General features: G+C 56.7%; 15 protein-coding genes. 10 read left to right on the forward strand and 5 right to left on the reverse strand.

Annotated elements, in window-relative coordinates:
• Nucleotides 1-19: 19 nt before the first annotated feature.
• From HBA55_RS05985 to pomA, 4 genes are all read right to left on the reverse strand, one after another.
• Complete coding sequence (locus HBA55_RS05985; protein WP_166988429.1) at nt 20-577, reverse strand: HNH endonuclease; 558 nt, start codon at nt 575-577, stop codon at nt 20-22.
• Nucleotides 578-1,465: 888 nt separating this feature from the next.
• Nucleotides 1,466-2,059 carry a hypothetical protein gene (locus HBA55_RS05990; protein ID WP_166988431.1) on the reverse strand — a complete coding sequence of 198 codons (594 nt, stop codon included), beginning with the start codon at nt 2,057-2,059 and terminating at the stop codon, nt 1,466-1,468.
• Between the two features lie 15 nt (nt 2,060-2,074).
• Nucleotides 2,075-3,067 carry a flagellar motor protein MotB gene (locus HBA55_RS05995; protein ID WP_166988433.1) on the reverse strand — a complete coding sequence of 331 codons (993 nt, stop codon included), beginning with the start codon at nt 3,065-3,067 and terminating at the stop codon, nt 2,075-2,077.
• Nucleotides 3,068-3,072: 5 nt separating this feature from the next.
• The gene (pomA, locus tag HBA55_RS06000) at nt 3,073-3,834 is read right to left on the reverse strand and encodes a flagellar motor protein PomA (RefSeq protein ID WP_166988435.1); all 762 of its coding nucleotides are present in this window, start codon (nt 3,832-3,834) and stop codon (nt 3,073-3,075) included.
• Between the two features lie 243 nt (nt 3,835-4,077).
• Between pomA and HBA55_RS06005 the strand changes: the two genes are divergently transcribed.
• From HBA55_RS06005 to HBA55_RS06050, 10 genes are all read left to right on the forward strand, one after another.
• The gene (locus tag HBA55_RS06005; RefSeq protein ID WP_166988437.1) at nt 4,078-4,326 is read left to right on the forward strand and encodes an exodeoxyribonuclease VII small subunit; all 249 of its coding nucleotides are present in this window, start codon (nt 4,078-4,080) and stop codon (nt 4,324-4,326) included.
• Between the two features lie 18 nt (nt 4,327-4,344).
• Nucleotides 4,345-5,241, forward strand: a complete 897-nt coding sequence (locus tag HBA55_RS06010; protein WP_166988439.1) for a polyprenyl synthetase family protein — start codon at nt 4,345-4,347, stop codon at nt 5,239-5,241.
• A 58-nt stretch (nt 5,242-5,299) separates the two neighbouring features.
• On the forward strand, nt 5,300-7,234 hold the full coding sequence (gene dxs / locus HBA55_RS06015) for a 1-deoxy-D-xylulose-5-phosphate synthase (RefSeq protein WP_166988441.1): 1,935 nt from the start codon (nt 5,300-5,302) through the stop codon (nt 7,232-7,234).
• A gap of 38 nt (nt 7,235-7,272) precedes the next feature.
• Entirely contained in the window at nt 7,273-8,163 is an 891-nt protein-coding gene (gene prmA, locus HBA55_RS06020; RefSeq protein ID WP_166988443.1) for a 50S ribosomal protein L11 methyltransferase, read from the forward strand.
• 152 nt (nt 8,164-8,315) lie between these two features.
• The gene (locus HBA55_RS06025; protein ID WP_166989485.1) at nt 8,316-9,965 is read left to right on the forward strand and encodes a DUF3426 domain-containing protein; all 1,650 of its coding nucleotides are present in this window, start codon (nt 8,316-8,318) and stop codon (nt 9,963-9,965) included.
• A gap of 212 nt (nt 9,966-10,177) precedes the next feature.
• Nucleotides 10,178-11,167: a tRNA dihydrouridine synthase DusB gene (dusB, locus tag HBA55_RS06030; RefSeq protein WP_166989487.1), complete on the forward strand. Its 990-nt coding sequence runs from the start codon at nt 10,178-10,180 to the stop codon at nt 11,165-11,167.
• Complete coding sequence (gene fis, locus HBA55_RS06035; RefSeq protein ID WP_166988445.1) at nt 11,164-11,475, forward strand: DNA-binding transcriptional regulator Fis; 312 nt, start codon at nt 11,164-11,166, stop codon at nt 11,473-11,475. Before dusB ends, fis begins: the two co-directional genes overlap by 4 nt.
• 146 nt (nt 11,476-11,621) lie before the next feature.
• Nucleotides 11,622-13,196, forward strand: a complete 1,575-nt coding sequence (gene purH / locus HBA55_RS06040; RefSeq protein WP_166988447.1) for a bifunctional phosphoribosylaminoimidazolecarboxamide formyltransferase/IMP cyclohydrolase — start codon at nt 11,622-11,624, stop codon at nt 13,194-13,196.
• Nucleotides 13,197-13,224: 28 nt separating this feature from the next.
• Complete coding sequence (gene purD, locus HBA55_RS06045) at nt 13,225-14,514, forward strand: phosphoribosylamine--glycine ligase (RefSeq protein ID WP_166988449.1); 1,290 nt, start codon at nt 13,225-13,227, stop codon at nt 14,512-14,514.
• A 157-nt stretch (nt 14,515-14,671) separates the two neighbouring features.
• On the forward strand, nt 14,672-16,705 hold the full coding sequence (locus tag HBA55_RS06050; protein ID WP_166988451.1) for a response regulator: 2,034 nt from the start codon (nt 14,672-14,674) through the stop codon (nt 16,703-16,705).
• Here the strand turns inward: HBA55_RS06050 and ggt are convergent.
• On the reverse strand, nt 16,624-18,339 hold the full coding sequence (ggt, locus tag HBA55_RS06055; protein ID WP_166988453.1) for a gamma-glutamyltransferase: 1,716 nt from the start codon (nt 18,337-18,339) through the stop codon (nt 16,624-16,626). The genes HBA55_RS06050 and ggt overlap by 82 nt on opposite strands.
• Between the last annotated feature and the right edge of the window lie 126 nt (nt 18,340-18,465).

The raw sequence follows: 18,465 nt of genomic DNA on the forward strand, positions 1-18,465 counted from the left end.
GATACCGCAATTTAACCTGTCACATATGATTCAAATTGGCGAACAAGGGCCTCAGATACTCAGCCTGATCCGGACGAATACGACTGCCGTTAATCATGGCAAGGTATTCAGCGGCGTTAGGCCGGTAAGGCAGAGCAATCAACTCCATGTCAATTTCCTCCAGCAGCCAGTTACCCTTGTGCTGATTGCAGCGCTTGCAAGCTGCCACAACGTTCTCCCAACGGTCTTGGCCGCCGCGACTGCGAGGTATGACGTGATCTCTGGACAAGTCCGGGCGCGAAAAGTAACGACCACAGTAGAGGCACTGGTAATTGTCACGGCAAAAGAGCGCGGTATTGGAAAGCGCGGGAATATTGCGTACCGGCGCCAGCCGACCACCTCCACAAGCGACAATGGCGGGTACTTTGATGTGACTGCGACAACCGTTGAGACGGGAATAACCGCCGTAAATATTTCGAACCACTCCTCCCAGACTCCATCGCACCAGCTCCCGAGCGTAGAGGCAGACAACGGATTGCCAATCAATCCACTCCAGGGGCTGACCGGCCAGGTTCAAACGCAGGACACGAGCTTCCATAGCAGTATTCCTCCAGCAACAGACAAAGGTAGTACAGAGCGGGCCTTTTTTATGAACGAGTTGTGAGTGAAGTGAGAGAGGTGTGATTTTGAGAGCAAGCCGGTCTGCAAAGCCACCAGTCGGTAACTTTCGGGACCGCTCACGGGGTCGAGCGGAGAAATTTGGTACTGGATACTAGAGAAGGCGCCACCTCCTGCTATTCGACCATTGGTTTTATCGGGTCTTTGAACTAACCACAAATTAAACGCTTAGTTCAGTATCCGGTCATAATTGGCCTGAAGTCAAGCGGCAAATCAATAACAGGGGATGTTCAATAACACAGGCCTTTTGACAGTCTTGGTCGCTAAGAAAACCTTGTCCTCTAAAACGAAAAAACCGCGACAGCTTCCCGCTATCACGGCCGTATATTTCACAGGATTTTCCTACCCTAAGTCCGTAGGCGTATGGCGATGTCCCTAATCCTTGCTTCTTCTTTTCGTTTGTTCCCTGGTGGCGTCCTTTCTATCCCTTGTGTCCTTGGGGGTCCCGTGCACAGCCTTATGCGAATGTTCCTGTGGCACTTCCTATGCCAGAATCCTTTCCTTCCTGTCCTTTAGCGGTCCCTGCTCCCCATCTGGCCTCTTGCCGGGGATTCCTGTCTGCATCCAAGCCGCTTCCGTTCTCTCTGCTGAGTCCTTCAACAGTTTCCTTCGCGTGCTTCCTGCACGGGTTCCATTCGCTGCGTCCTGCAGGAGTAATAATACTCCTTGGCACAGATTTCTACAGAGGACATTTGCCACATCGCTTGTGAGATATATCTCACAAAGTGGCGCGAAAGCTGCGCCCGGTATGGCTAGAGAGGATCTGGCGCCACCTTTCTTTGGCCAAGGGCGCTGTGGGCAGGGGCGATCAGGATAGCGAGGCCAGATCCTTGCTGGCTTTGATCTGCGCGCTTTGGCGTTTGACGATATGCTGGATCAGCGTTTCCTGATCAGCGCTGCTGAGGCCGCGGAAGTCTATCCGCGTGTAATAGGGTTGAGACGCCTCATCATTACCCGTTTGGGGCTCTGAAGACACCACGACACCATAACCATAGATAAAGAAACGCCCCGGTAACAACAGCAACTCCAGCTTGAGCAAGGTCTCTGCCGGCAGCTGTTCGTCGGTATACAGCCCCATACCACAGGCGCTGATGTTCACTTCCTGCACCCGGTGGGCCAGATCTCGGGTAAGCTGCGAATCGAGTTCCAGTTGTGACACCACACAATTGATCTTTTGATCCAACACTTCCAATAATTCAGCGGCCAACGGATCCCGCACCTTAAACTGTCCCAGCAACAGGTCGATTTTCTTATTGAAATCCGCCAGCTGCATAAGCGCGTCCACCGGTTTGGCCTCGGGCTCTTGCGCCGCAGGTATTTCATCTGCCTCAAGCACTGAAAAGGTGACACCGACGTTATCGTGGATACGGAAAAAGCGGCGGCGATCAGCAGTATTGGTCATCCAACGGCTCCGCTGTCAGAAGATTTCATCGGGATTGAGATCGAACAGGTATTCAGGATCGAGATCCAGGTCCCTGAGAATATCCTGACCTTCTTCCTGCAACAGCTGCTTATCGCTTTCGTCCAGAGTCTCATCCAGCCCCTGCGCGATGACGATCTCCACCCTTCGGTTGCGGGCACGATTTTCCCGGGAATCATTGGCTACCAATGGGCGGGTATCTGAAAAGCCCGACACTGAAAAACGACGGGGATTAACGTCATCCTTCATCAATTCATGGGCCACTGACACCGCCCGCGCTGAAGACAAGTCCCAGTTGGAGCGGAATCTCGGCGTGCGAATGGGTATATTGTCGGTGTGTCCCTCCACGTTAATGCGACCCGCTTTGTTGCGCAGTACTTCCCGGATTTCATCCAGCACATCGAAATAGTCGTCATTTAACTCCGCAGAGGCCGTCTTAAACGAGCCCTTCTCCCGAATCCGGATAATGATTTTCAGGCCTTCGGTTTCGATCTCGATCTCGCCGGAATTGATTTGCTGCTCAAGCGCTTCGGCAAGATCATAGGCGTCCTGCTCGGTTCTCTGCTCCGCCTGGGCGATCATTTCTTCCAGCTTTTGTTTGATGCGCTGCTTGGCGCCGGCCTCCTGATCGATCTGCCCCTGCTCTACATCAAACTCTTGCGCACATTCAAAATCCAGGGAGCTTTCGGTGATATTTTCGGTCTTTTGCCAGATTTCGTTAATAGGCGTGGGCTCCGGAATCGCCGGGCTGAATTCCTGAGCGATGATACTGGTCCCTTTCGGAACGTCCGTAACATTAAGCTTGTTTTGAACACCGAAAGCCTGCGCCATAGAACCCGCCAGGCGCTTGAACTTCATGGCGTCCATTTCCGAGAACGACAACAGCAATACGAAAAAGCACATCAAAAGCGACATCAGGTCCGCAAATGTGCCCATCCACGGAGCTAACCCCTCCGGGGGACAATCACACTTCTGTTCTTCATCACTCATGGCGATTACTCTGCTTCAGCAGCGATGCGTTTACTTTCTGGCAGGTAGGTGCGCAACATAGTGTCGATCACTCTGGGGTTCTGCCCACCCTGAATGGCCAGCAACGCGTCAATGATCAGATTCTTGACCATGGCCTCTTCCGCCGCCCTCAGCTTCAGCTTGTCCGCAACAGGCTCACAGAAGGCGTTTGCCAGCACCGCCCCGTAGAGTGTCGTCAACAATGCCACCGCCATCGCGGGCCCAATGGATTTGGGATCGTCCATGTTGGCGAGCATCGCTACCAGACCAATCAGTGTCCCGATCATTCCCATCGCCGGCGCCATACTGGCCAGGGATGAAAAGATGGTGGAAGCGGTAGAGTGGCGCTCTTCCGCCAGGGTTCGATCTTTGGACAACAGCGTTTTAACCACTTCGGGATCGTGGCCGTCGACCAACAGCTGAATGCCCTTTTGCAGAAATTCGTGGCCGACCTCCTTGCCTTCCAATGACAGCAGGCCGCCTTTACGGGCAGTATCAGCCAGTTCCACAATCTCATCGATCAGCTCAGTGGGATCGGCAATTTTGTTCATGAAGCTCTTCCCCGCCACCTTGCCGGCGCCGAGAAACTGCCCCAGGCCAAACTTGGCCATGACCGCAAACAGGCTGCCCCCGAATACAATCACCAGCGAAGGTGCGTTGATGAACATCGTCAGGTCGCCACTCATCAGCATGGTAACGACAATGAGACCCATGGCCCCGAGCAGTCCAACGACCGTTGCTAAATCCACTCCCTAACTCCTTAGTTATACCTATACGCTTTTTGGCCTAGTCTAATGGCAAGGCGAGCCTGAAAACACCCTTAATCGTGGCAAGGCGCATCAAGGGACTGTCAGGTTATCGGCCATTTGGCAAAAACCATCAGCACCCATCTTCGCCAATTCCCGCCGAGGGCTCAATAATGGGTAATTGACCTTGTAGCCCCCCTTAGGTAGGGTGGCGCCTTCCAGACAAGCAGCAAGAGATCCTCCGCCGTGGCCGCGCGCAAGAAAGCCATCGATTTTGAGCAATCCCTCCAACAGCTCGAGGCGCTGGTAACCGAGATGGAAAAGGGCGAATTGAGTCTGGAGGATGCCCTCAAAGCCTTCGAACAAGGCATCAAACTGACCCGGGAATGTCAGACCCGATTGGCCGACGCCGAGCAAAAAGTACAACTGCTGCTGGAAGAACAAGGCCAATTGCAAGCCGTCGACTTTGACGACGGCGACGCCGAACAGCCCTGAACCCGGACTGAGACCGCCATGAGCCAGGGCATCAAACACTATCTGGTACGCTCTCAGGAGCGCGTCAATCGAGCGCTTGACGACTTACTCCCCCCCACGCAAAAAGCCGAACGACGGCTGGTTGATGCCATGCGCTACAGCCTGCTTGACGGAGGCAAACGCGTGCGTCCAACCCTGGTGTTTGCCGCCGCGGATGCGCTTGGCAGCCAGGTTGATGAAACAATCATTGAACGGGTGGCTTGCTCGGTAGAGTGCATTCACGCCTACAGCCTTATTCATGATGACCTGCCCGCCATGGACGACGACGACCTGCGTCGGGGCAAACCCACCTGCCATATCGCCTATGACGAGGCCTCGGCCATCCTGGCGGGAGATGGACTGCAGGCGCTGGCCTTTGAAACTCTGGCGACTTTGCCGGGTCTCCAGGCCCATACCCAGGTACGGCTGCTGCAGTTACTGGCGGAAGCCTCCGGCCACCGCGGCATGGTTGCCGGACAGGCGATCGACCTGGGCGCTGTGGATACACAGTTGGATCTGGCGCAATTGCAGCACATGCACCGCCTCAAGACCGGCGCCCTGATTCGCGCCAGCGTCTTGATGGGCGCCGCTGCGACCGAAAGCGTCAGCGAGCAGCAGCTGGCGGCCCTCAGTGACTATGCCGCCGCTATTGGCCTGGCCTTCCAGGTGCAGGACGATATTCTGGATGTGACCGTAGACACCGAAACGCTGGGCAAACCCCAGGGCGCCGATGCCGCCTTAAACAAGCCCACTTATGTTTCCCTGCTGGGGCTGGAAGGCGCCACCACCAAAGCCCGCGAGCTGCACCAGCAGGCCCTGACAGCACTGGAATCCTTTGATTCCAACGCCGATACCTTAAGGCAATTGTCCGCTTATATTATCGAACGAGGCCATTAGCCCTATGCAAGGCCTCTGCATCCCCCTAAAATTGCCCTTTTGGCCGTAGCCCGCGTACATGTTTGAAGAAATACCTCTAAGCCGCCCCGTCACCCCCCTGCTCGATCAGGTGGTGACGCCTGCCGACTTGCGCCAGCTGGAAGAAGAACAGCTGCCGCAGCTGGCAAAAGAGCTGCGGGAATTTATGCTCTACAGCGTTGGGCAGACCGGCGGTCACTTTGGCGCGGGGCTGGGGGTGGTGGAGCTCACCATCGCCCTCCACTATTGCTACAACACACCGGATGACAAGCTGGTATGGGATGTGGGCCACCAGACCTACCCCCATAAGATCCTGACCGGTCGCCGCGAGCAAATGCTGACCATGCGCCAGGCCGGTGGGTTGTCGGGCTTCCCCAAGCGCAGTGAAAGCGAGTTCGACACCTTTGGCGTCGGTCATTCCAGCACCTCCATCAGCGCGGCCCTGGGTATGGCGCTGGCGGCTGAAATGGACGAGCGGGACAGCAAAACCGTTGCCGTGATTGGCGATGGCGCCATGACCGCTGGCATGGCCTTCGAGGCACTCAACCACGGCGCCCATACCGGCACCGATATGCTGGTTGTGCTGAACGACAACAATATGTCCATCTCCCGCAATGTGGGCGGGCTGTCTGACTACTTCTCCAAAATCTGGGCAAGTAAGTTCTACACCAACCTGCGCGAAGGCGGCAAAAAAGTGCTTGCCAACATGCCCCAGGCCTGGGAGCTGGCGCGCAAGACTGAAGAACACATGAAAGGCATGGTGTCACCGGGCACCCTGTTTGAGGAGTTGGGTTTCTACTATATCGGCCCCATTGACGGGCACGATCTGGAGCGCCTCACTCATGACCTGCGCAACCTGCGCAGCCTGCCCGGCCCCAAGCTGTTACACATCATTACCCAGAAGGGTAAGGGCTTTGCTCCGGCTGAAGAAGATCCTGTGGGCTATCACGCTCTCAATAAGATCGAACCTAAGCCAAAAGCTCCGATGGTGGTGGAGCAGGATCAAACCCCCAGCAAGAAACAGAAGTATCAGGCCGTATTTGGCGATTGGCTGTGTGCCATGGCCGCCACTGACAGCCGTTTGATCGGTATTACCCCGGCCATGTGTGAAGGTTCGGGCATGGTGGAATTTGCGCGCCGCTTTGAATCCCGCTTTCACGATGTTGCCATTGCTGAGCAACACGCGGTGACTTTAGCCGCCGGTCTCGCCTGTGAAGGTAAAAAGCCGGTCGTTGCCATTTATTCCACCTTTTTGCAGCGCGCCTACGATCAACTGATTCACGATGTTGCCATCCAGAACCTGGATGTCACCTTTGCTATCGACCGCGCCGGGCTGGTCGGTGAAGACGGCCCCACCCATGCCGGCTCTTTTGACCTGAGTTATCTGCGCTGTGTACCCGATATGGTGATCGCCGCACCCAGTGACGAAAACGAGTGCTGCCGACTGCTGAGCACGGCCTACCTGCACTGCGGCCCTGCAGCCGTTCGCTATCCACGCGGCAAAGGCCCGGGCGCGGAAATCCAGCAACCGTTGCAACCGGTTCCCCTGGGCAAGGGGGTTCAACTGCAGAAGGGCCACAGCATCAACAACGGTCGCCGGGTCGCCATTTTGAGCTTCGGCACATTGCTGCCCGCCGCCAGGGAAGCGGCCGCTCGGCTCAATGCCAGCCTCTGTGACATGCGTTTTGTGAAACCTCTGGATACAGAATTGATTGAATCCATGGCAGAGTGCCACGACCTGTTAGTGACCGTTGAGGAAAATACCATTGCCGGTGGCGCCGGCAGTGCCGTATTGGAATGGCTCGCGCACCAGGGTATTCGAGTCCCGGTATTACCACTGGGTCTGCCCGACCACTATATCGAACATGGCAATCATTCCGAACTACTCAGCCAGGCTGGTTTGAACGCCGACGGCATCTGCGAGCGCATTGAACGACTGCTACCGCCAGAAGCCAGCGCCAATACCGCCAGCTAGGCCGTACCCCCATTTTGCAGACACCCAAAGGTTGACCGATGCCCTGGTTACAGCTTCGTATTCATACTGATCGAGACCAGGCTGCCGGCCTGGAAGACGCGCTGCTGGAATCCGGCGCGGTTTCTGTGACGCTGCAGGACAATGCCGACCAACCCATTTTAGAGCCTGCCCTGGGCGAAACCCCGCTCTGGGACAAGACGTTGCTGACCGGTCTGTTCGATGCTGACATCGAGACGGAATCCAAGACCGCACAGATTGCCGCCTCCTACCGCAAGCCTATGCCTCAGCATCGCTGGGAACTGCTGGAGGATAAAGACTGGGAACGGGAGTGGATGAAAAACTACCAGCCCATTCACTGTGGTGGCGAACTCTGGATTTGCCCCAGCTGGCTGCCGGCCCCGGACCCGGAGGCGACCAATCTGATGCTCGACCCCGGTCTCGCCTTCGGTACCGGAACCCACCCCACCACCTTTATGTGCCTGCAATGGCTGGCGGAGCAAGGTGACAACCTCAAGGGACTGTCTCTGGTGGACTATGGCTGCGGCTCCGGCATCCTCGGTATCGCCGCGCTACTGTTTGGTGCTCAGACTGTGGTGGGCACCGACATCGACCCCCAGGCATTAACGGCCACCGCCGATAACGCCGAGCGCAATGGCCTGGCAAGGGACCGCTTCCCGGTTTACCTGCCCAAGGATTGCCCGGCACAAACCGTCGACGTCACGCTGGCCAATATCCTCGCCGGCCCCTTGGCAGAGCTGGCACCGGAACTGAATCGACTGACTCGCCCCGGTGGGCGCCTGTGCCTGTCCGGCATCCTTAATACCCAGGCGCAGGCTGTTATGGATGCTTACCAGGCCTGGTTTGATTTTGATCCTATCCGACAACAGGAAGAATGGGTGTGCCTGACGGCCACCAAGAGACAGCCCTGAGCGGGTTAAATACAGCCCTGAGCGGGTTAATAACAGCTCTGAAATCAAGTGACGGTGATCACGATTTGACTCTTGCCTCTTAGGGCTATTATTGTCCGCAAAGCGTGGACGAACTAAACTCGCAGCGACATAACCGCCAAGGATAGAAGCGCATGGCCGACCGGGTGACCTGCTGCCCACATTGCAGCACTTCATTTCGCATTACCGACGCCCAGCTGCAGACCGCCAAGGGAGCAGTCAGGTGCGGCTCGTGCCTGCAGATCTTCAGGGCGCTTGACCACCTGGTGGAAGAACCCTCTTCCCATCTTACCGAGCATTCCCCGGCCAATGCTGCAGATCAACAGGACGATGATGACGACCTGATGATCTCCGACGATATGGACCAGATCGAAGACACCCAGGGGTTTCGTGGCCTCGGCGATCTGAGCGATGAATTTCTGCAGGAAGGAACGTCTCTGGGAGAGCAGCGCGGCTCCCTGTTCGATCGGGAATTGAAACTGCGTGAACCCGAAGAACCGGACGACGCCGACGAATCCTGGGCCATGGATTTACTGGATGAAGCCGAGCAAGATACGACCCAGCCGGTGCTCAAGAGCCTGGAGGAAGAGATCCGGGAGCTTGAGCGGGATGTATTCAGTGACGACGATAACAACCTTGATGACTTCAGCAACGAAGAGGAGCTGGAAGCCGCCGATGATTTAAGAATTCGGCAAGCGCTTGAAGCCGAAGACAAAGTTAAATCTGAGGGCAGAGTTGAATCTAAGGACAGCGCTGAATCCGGGGAAACGTTTGAACCCAAAGATCTGTTTGAGGCCGAGATCACTGAGGATTCAGACGTTCCAGAGGATCTAGAGGAATCCGAGAAGCCCTTTACGCTCGACGATCTTGAGGTTCTCGAAGAAGACGAGCCCCCTCAGGAGGAAGAATACGAGTTTAACCGCGCCACCACAGGCACTTTTTCAACCCTGTCTGATACGGATATTGTTGAATCGCTGGATGCGGAACCCTTTGAGCGTCAGGAGCCGACCTTCCGACTTGAGGATCTGGACGAGCTCGACAATCCACCGGATCAACCTGCGCAAAGCCCGGAAACATCCGACCATCCGCAAGAGATTGGTCCGCTGGAGGATCTCGATAATCTTGAAGATTTCGAAGATCTGGATGCACTGGATTCCAACGATTTTGATGAAGAGCTGGATACGCACCCGGAGGATTTGGCAGAAGAAATCCCCGAAACTGAAACAACAGAACCGAGCGCCAAGGAGCTGTTGAACTCCATCGAAGCGGCTCCTGTGGAAATGGAATGGCATCAGCAACCCAACCCCTGGCCGGCCAGGGCACTTTGGGGCGGGCTCAGTCTGGTTGCGGGCTTATTATTGGTAGCACAGCTGGCGTGGTTAAAGTTTGACGACCTCAGTCGCCAACAGCCTTACCGCGATTGGTACGCCGCCGCATGCTCCCTGCTGGACTGCAAGCTTCCCTCCGTTGCTCGCCCGGACCTGGTTAAAGCCTATAATCTCGTCATCCGCAGTCATCCCGAAGTTCAAAATGCACTGGTGATCGATTGCATCCTGCTCAACAGCGCTCGCTTTGAGCAACCATTTCCGGATTTTCTTTTAAAATTCAGTGACATCAAGGGAGAACTGGTTGCCAATCGACGCTTTTCGCCCAACGAATACCTCGGTGGAGAGATGGCCGGTGCGAGCGTTATGCCCAGCGGCAGCCCGATCCATATTTCGCTGGAAATCGTCGACCCGGGTAGTGACGCGGTGAACTACACGGCCTCGATTCCCGTCCGCTAAATTTCATCGCCTGGCCCCAATGCCATTTTGGCGGCGCTGTCAACGCCTATTTTTTCGGCAATCTGTGCAATTTGTGCTTTTACTCTGGGGCCTTTCACAGGTATTATAGCCCCCCCTTTTTCGGCGCCTCCGACGGAAGCCAGAGCGTCAGAAAGGGATGACAGACCGGGGGCTGCAACAGTCTCTGCTTGCGAATACTTGGGGTGCAAACATTGTTTTCTATCGGTCCATACCACGTGGGGAATCAGGTGGTGTTGGCTCCCATGGCGGGAGTTACTGATCGACCCTTCCGGCAGCTTTGCCGGCAGCAGGGTGCAGGGCTGGTAGTTTCTGAGATGGTCACGTCCGATACTCGCCTGTGGAACAGCCGCAAATCCCAAACCCGCCTCAACCATACCGGTGAAACCGAGCCGAGGTCCGTGCAGATCGCTGGGGGCGATCCACAGATGATGGCCGATGCCGCCCGTATGAACGTTGACAGGGGAGCCCAGATCATCGACATCAACATGGGTTGCCCGGCGAAAAAGGTCTGCAAGAAGGCAGCTGGGTCAGCGCTGCTGAAGGATGAACCTCTGGTGGGTGAGATTCTGCAAGCGGTTACGGCGGCGGTAAACGTCCCCGTCACCCTGAAGATTCGCACCGGCTGGAGCACGGATCATCGCAATGGCGTAACTATTGCACGTATGGCCGAGGATGCGGGCATTGCCGCCCTGGCCGTACACGGTCGCACCCGGGCCTGTGGCTATCGGGGCGAGGCGGAATACGACACCATTGCGGCCATTGTCGAAGCGGTCTCGATACCGGTTCTGGCCAATGGCGATATAGACAATCCGCACAAGGCCAGGGCAGTACTGGAGCATACCGGCGCCAGTGCAGTCATGATCGGTCGTGCGGCCCAGGGACGCCCTTGGATCTTTCGGGAAATTGACCATTTTCTGCGCACAGGGACGCTGCTACCGGCGCCCTCGCCCCAAGAGATCCTGCACATCCTCAGCTCTCACCTAGGGGAGCTGCATCGCTTTTACGGCGATTTTATGGGTGTGCGTATCGCCCGCAAACACGTTGGGTGGTACATGAAAACGCTCGCCGGAAGCGAGCCATTTCGCAAGACCTTTAACCAGATTGAAGAAGCATCAGAGCAACATGCCAGCGTTCGGGGGTTTTTCGAACGACTGATAACGAAAGAGGAAAAAGCGGCATGAACACAGCAGACACGCTGATGGCCGACGCGCCAATTGAACTTACCAGCCCTGTCACCGAGCCCGTACCGGCGGCAACTCAGAACCAGTCACTGCGCGACTGCGTTGAACAGGCTATGGACAACTACTTTAAGCACCTGGACGGTCAGTCAGTAAGCGACGTCTACGATCTGGTCATGGCTGAGGTTGAGGCCCCCATGCTGGAGGTGGTGATGAAGTACACCCGTCACAACCAGACCAAAGCCGCCCAGGTATTGGGACTGAATCGCGGTACTTTACGCAAGAAGCTCAAGCAGTACGGCCTGCTGTAAAGCAACCCAGGCGCGTGCGCCAGCTGCGCGCACCCATAGAAATTTTGACCCGTGGCAGACCCCGGTGAAGCAATTGGCTTCAAATCCCGGTGTCTGCCACTGTCGTTTAGACCTCCACCAGCCAACCAGCTAAAACGGACACAGTAATGACCCAACTCGTTAAGGTTCAGCGCGCACTCATCAGCGTGTCTGACAAGACCGGTATCGTTGAATTTGCCCAGGCCCTGGCCGCCCAGGGCGTAGAGATTCTTTCCACAGGCGGCACCTTCCGCCTGCTTAAGGAAAACGGTATCGCCGCCATTGAAGTCTCTGACTACACCGGTTTCCCGGAAATGATGGACGGCCGCGTCAAGACCCTGCACCCCAAGGTGCACGGCGGCATTCTGGGCCGTCGCGGTACCGACGATGCAGTGATGGCGGAACACGGTATTACACCTATCGATATGGTTGTCGTTAACCTGTATCCCTTTAAAGCCACCGTGGCAGATCCCAACTGTGATCTGCCCACAGCCATCGAGAATATCGACATCGGTGGCCCCACCATGGTGCGCTCAGCGGCCAAGAATCACAAAGATGTGGCGATTGTGGTCAACGCCTCCAGCTACGATCAAGTGATTGCCGAGATGCAGGCCAACGATGCTGCCACCAGCTACGAAACCCGCTACGACCTTATGGTCCAGGCGTTCGAGCACACCGCTCAGTACGACGGCATGATTGCCAACCACTTTGGCAAACGTAACACCGCCAACGAGGCCCGCGACTTCTCCAATACCTACAACGTGCAGTACGTTAAAGCACAGGATATGCGCTACGGTGAAAACCCGCATCAGAAGGCCGCCTTCTATGTCGAGGCCGATGCCGCTGAGGCATCTGTCTCCACCGCCAACCAGCTGCAGGGCAAAGAGCTGTCCTTCAACAACGTTGCCGATACCGACGCCGCTTTGGAAACCGTTAAGCTGTTTGACGAGCCCGCCTGTGTCATCGTCAAGCACGCCAACCCCTGTGGTGTTGCCGTCGCCGCCGACATCAAAACCGCCTACGAGCTGGCCTTTGCCACCGATCCTGAATCCGCGTTTGGGGGCATCATCGCCTTCAACCGTGAGCTGGACGCCGCAACCGCGCAGCTGATCGTCGACAAGCAGTTCTCCGAAGTCATTATCGCTCCCAAGGTATCTGCCGAAGCGGCCGAGGCCGTGTCCGCCAAGAAAAACGTGCGCCTGCTGGAGTGTGGCGAGTGGGGTGCTGAGCGTCCTGCCGCCTACGACTACAAGCGCGTTAACGGTGGCCTGCTGATCCAGGAGAAGGACAACGGTATGGTCGCCAAAGATGACTTGAAAGTGGTGACCAAGGTGGCCCCTTCCGACGAGCAAATGGACGAACTGCTGTTTGCCTGGAAAGTTGCCAAGATGGTCAAGTCCAACGCCATCATCTACGCCAAAGACGGCCGCACCATTGGTGTGGGTGCCGGCCAGATGAGCCGCGTTAACTCTGCCCGTATTGCCGCCATCAAAGCCGAACATGCTGGTCTGGAAGTTAAGGGTGCCGTGATGGCTTCTGATGCTTTCTTCCCGTTCCGTGACGGTATCGATAACGCCGCCAAAGTCGGCATCAGCGCTGTGATCCAACCCGGTGGCTCCATGCGTGATGACGAAGTGATTGCCGCTGCTGACGAACACGGTATGACTATGGTGTTTACGGGAATGAGACATTTCCGCCACTGATCCGTCGGTGCGGATAAGGAGAAAAGAAATGAATGTATTGGTAATTGGCAGCGGCGGGCGCGAGCACGCCCTGGCCTGGAAGGCTGCCCAGAACCCCAGCGTCGAGACCGTTTATGTGGCACCGGGTAATGCCGGCACCGCCACCGAAGCGGGTCTGGAAAATGTTGCCATCGATGTGATGGATTTTGAAAAGCTTGCCGCGTTTGCAAGAGACAACAACTGTGGTTTGACCATTGTGGGCCCTGAGGCTCCACTGGTTGACGGCGTTGTGGACTACTTTGCCGAGCAGGGCCTGCGCGCGTTTGGTCCCAGCAAGGGAGCCGCCCAGCTGGAAGGCTCCAAGGCCTTCACCAAGGATTTTCTGGCCCGCCACAAAATCCCCACCGCCGAGTACCAGAACTTCACCGAGGTGGAGCCGGCCCTGGCCTACCTGCGTGAAAAAGGCGCTCCTATCGTGGTTAAGGCCGACGGTCTGGCTGCAGGTAAGGGCGTGATTGTCGCGGAAACACTGGAGCAGGCCGAAGAGGCGGTTACCGACATGCTCTCTGGCAATGCCTTTGGCGATGCCGGTTGCCGCGTGGTGATCGAGGAATTCCTCGACGGTGAAGAAGCCAGTTTTATTGTGATGGTGGACGGCAAGAACGTGGTCGCCATGGCCACCAGCCAGGACCACAAACGTATGGGTGACGGCGACTCCGGCCCCAATACCGGTGGTATGGGCGCCTACTCACCGGCCCCGGTGGTAACCGCTGAGATTCACCAGCGCATTATGGACGAAGTGATTACCCCCACCGTGGATGGTATGGCCTCCGAGGGTAATGACTACACCGGCTTCCTCTATGCGGGCCTGATGATCATGGCCGACGGCACCCCCAAGGTGATCGAGTATAACTGCCGCTTTGGCGACCCTGAGACCCAGCCGATTATGCTGCGCATGAAGTCCGATCTGGTGGACCTGTGCGAAGCGGCCCTGGACGGCCAGCTGGCCGGCAAGAGCACTGAATGGGATGAGCGTTGCTCTGTGGGTGTGGTCCTGGCCGCCGGTGGCTACCCCGCCAGCTACAACAAAGGTGACGTGATCTCCGGTCTGCCTCAGGCGGAAACCGAAGGCGAAAAGGTCTTCCACGCCGGTACCGCCCTCAAAGATGGTAATATCGTCACCAACGGTGGCCGCGTGCTCTGTGCCACCGCCCTTGGCAATAGTGTCACTGAAGCCCAGCAAAAGGCTTATGAGCTGACCCGCCAGATCCAGTGGCAGGATGTCTACTTCCGTAACGACATCGCCTTCCGCGCCATTGCTCGCGAGCAGCAAAAGTAAACGCTGATCGCGCAGGGACCGATGCCAGTCATCGGTCCCGTTTGCCTCCCTCTCTAATTCTCGCGATACACTTCACAACCTCGCCTGCTCGGGTTAGCATCACTGACCCTTTAATGCTGATGTTCTGCCGATAAATCTAACAACAGGCGGTACGACTATGGAGCGTGCGTTAACATCCCTGTTTTTCACTGCCCTGCTGGCGGCCCTGGCGCCGGCGGCTATGGCGCATCCCAGTGTTTTGGGTGAACACGACTGGCTGCATCAGGTATCCGGCACCACTACCGATTATGTCACCACGGCTGCTCTGGCGGGCGCGACGCTGATGTTGATCGTGATTAACGTGGGCCAACTGGCCATTCGCAAAGACATCCGCCACCTTTGGTACAGCTTGTACCTGCTGCTGTTCAGCGCTGCCTGTCTGGTGATCTGGGGAGAATCGCTGCCCTCTCCACCCTCCCTGTTTGACGGCACCTGCCGCACCACCTTGATCATGCTGAGCCTGATCGCCCAGTTCTATTTTATTTACCGCTTTGCCCCAATTCCCGCCGGCATAGTGTTGTGGCGTCGGCTGATGACTGGCACCAATCTGGTGTTTCTGTGTTTCAGTGTCGGCATTACCGTGGCACATCAACAGTTTGCCCTCGATACCTACGACGCCACCCGCACGCTGTTCTTTGGCTGGACGCTGTTAATGATCGCCCACCTTATATTGCTCACCCGCCTGCAGGTGCCCAAAGCCAGTTACCTGCTGACGGCCAAGCTGGTGGTGATGGGATTGGTGTCGATCATGTGGTTGAGCCTGTCCAGTCATTCCAAATCTGCCTCGCCCCTGTTCTGGGGATTGCTGGCCAGTCTCATCGCCGAAGGCATGATTATCACCTACGCCTTAATCATCGATAACATTGACAGCGCCTCGGTTCGATTGCGTCGCCATTACCACCGCTCTCAGCAAATCAAGCTCAAGCGCCAGTACAACGCCACCCTCAAGCGGGTAGACAACGAGCTGCGCACGCCGTTGAGTGGCATTGTCGGCATTGCTGAATTGTTGCTGGACACTACGCTTAACCGCACCCAACGGGACCAGATACGTACCATGCGACGGGCGGCAGAATCACTGTTGAAGTGGCTCAACCGACTCAATGACTGGCGCGCCCTGCAAATCGGGCGTCTGGCCTTCGATACCGTGCCCTTTGATTTCTCCCATGTGCTCAACACCTTGCTGGAGGATGTGCGAGTAAAAGCCGAAGACCGCAAGGTGGACCTGACCTATGTGGCCCGAGAGCATACGCCTACGCTGATCAAAGGTGACCCGGCCCGAATCAAACAGATTCTTTCAGGAACCCTGGAAATGGCCCTGTTTTACAGCGAGCAGGGGCACATTCGACTGGATCTGCGCCCCCTCGGCGAACGCAACCGCTGGCGACTGGAAATTCGCGACGATCAAAGCGGCCTGCACTCGGAGGATATCGAAATCAGCTTGCAGGCCAACCTGGAGTCGGAGAGTTACACCCTGGTGCAACGCAATTGGCTGATTGCCAAGGCCCTGGCGGAACACATCGGCGGATCACTGACGGTTACCCTCAACGACGGAGAAGCGCTGTTCGCCTGTGATCTGGTGCTGCCCCGCCACTCCCTGTTGCAACACCACGAACACCAGTACGATCAACTGTTGGCGGATAAACGTCTGCTGGTGGTGGATGACAGCAGCTCCAGCCGCAAGTTGGTGGCCAAGCGCGCCGAAAGCTGGGGCATGAAAGTAAGTTGCGTGCCCTCGGGAGCGGACGCACTCGCCATGATCGATACTCTGGTAAAACTGGGCAGCGAGTTTGACGCCATGATCCTGGACCATGATATGCCGGGCATGACCGGGTTGGAGCTGGCAACCCATATTACCAGCCACCCTCTGTTAAGACATTCGCCGGTACTGATTATGTTAAGCGGCGCCAGTCTGCCGCCCTCCCAGGAGCAAGCCCGCGACGTGGGCATCTGCCGGGTACTGACCAAACCCATTGGCGCAAAGACCCTGAAAATTACCCTCGCCGAAGAACTGACGTTATGTGGCCTCAAACGCAAGCGCGAGGAGCTGGGTGAGGCCGTTGACAGAGTTGCTCAGAAGGCCACCGTGGCGGCGCCGGGGCGTCTGGGGTCGGAGGCACCGTACATCAACCCGGAGTCAATCAACACCGATTGAGTGCTGCCCAGAACCCGGCTGACCTGTGTCTTATGACCCTTGGCCTCCAGCAGCTTGACGGTGTCGGCACTGATCCCCCGCTCGATATTAAGCACATCGGGATACCACTGGTGATGGATACGCGGTACTGAAGACGCTTCGGCGATATTCATATTGTGATCAATCACGTTGAGAATCACCTGCAACACGGTATTGATGATCTTGCTGCCGCCCGGGCTGCCTACGGCCAGGAAGGGTTTGTCTTCCTTAAAGACAATGGTCGGAGTCATGGAACTCAGGGGACGCTTGAGCGGGTGGATTGCATTGGCCTTGCCCCCGAGGAGTCCAAAAGCATTGGGGGTTCCCGGCTTGGCCGAAAAGTCGTTCATTTCGTTGTTCAAGAGAATACCAGTGCCCGCCACCACAATACCGGAGCCATAACTGAAATTGAGCGTATAGGTGTTGGACACCAGGTTGCCCTCGTCATCCACCACCGAATAGTGGGTGGTGTCATGGCTTTCAAAGGGCAGATCCCGTCCCGGCTTGATGTCGTCCGAGGCACGCGCCTGGGCCAGATCAATGTGGCCCAATAGGCGTTCGGCATAGCCTTTCGATAACAGCTGCTTCACCGGCACCGGGGTAAAGTCCGGATCACCCAGATATTCACTGCGATCGGCATAAGCGTATTTCATCGCCTCAGAGAGCACGTGCAGATAATCCGCGCTGTTGTGGCCCATGGCGGCGAGATCATAGCCTTCCAGAATATTGAGCATCTGCAGCACATGCACTCCGCCGGAACTGGGCGGAGGCATGGACACCACCTTGTACCCACGATAGTTACCCACAACCGGTTTGCGTTGCGCGATGCGATAGGCCTTCATGTCCTTGGCATCGATCAGCCCCTTGTGGCGCTTGGCATCGGCCACAAAACGTTTGGCAATTTCCCCTTCGTAGAACGCCTCGCGACCATGACGGGCAATTTGCTTGAGGGACCAGGCCAGGTCCTTCTGTACAAACCGCTCACCCGCCTCATAGGCATCGCCATTGGCCTTGTAAAAAATTGCCTTACCCGCCTCAGAACGGGACAGCTGCTTGCGACGGGACTTTAGCTCCTCGGCCAGAGCATGACTGATGTCAAAGCCTTCATCCGCCAGCTTGATGGCCGGAGCGATCACGGTTTTCAGGGGCAGACTGCCGTAGTTATCCAAGGCATGAATTAAACCCGCCACCGTGCCGGGCACACCGGCTGATAGAAAACTGTTGCGGGCCAGATGCTTATCCACATTGCCATCGGCATCGAGGAACATGTCGCGGTGAGCGCGCGCCGGTGCCATTTCACGGTAGTCAATGGCCAGCGTTTTGTTCTCTTTGGCCAGGTGCACCAGCATAAATCCGCCACCCCCGATATTACCGGCCTTGGGCAGTGTGACCGCCAGAGCGAAGCCCACTGCCACCGCTGCGTCCACGGCGTTGCCGCCCTGTTGCAACATCTGCAGCCCCACCTCGCTGGCCAGCGCCTCCTGCGAGGACACCATACCCTGGCGCCCCACCACCGGATGAAAAATGCTCTGGTGATCAATAATGGGATTGCTGTTGGCGCTGACCACCTGTGCCAGACAACACACAAGCGCTAAACAGTAGCTGGATAATTTCATGGCCTCACACTCTCGGACAAGATTGGATAGTCGTCACTATAGCAATGAGGGGTCAATCGAAATTGAAGAAGCCGGCAGGAATTGCGGCAGTTTGTTAATGGCTTGTTAACAGTGGTTGGACACGGA

The organism is Pseudomaricurvus alkylphenolicus (assembly GCF_011683955.1).
Taxonomy (GTDB): Bacteria; Pseudomonadota; Gammaproteobacteria; order Pseudomonadales; family Cellvibrionaceae; genus Pseudomaricurvus; species Pseudomaricurvus alkylphenolicus.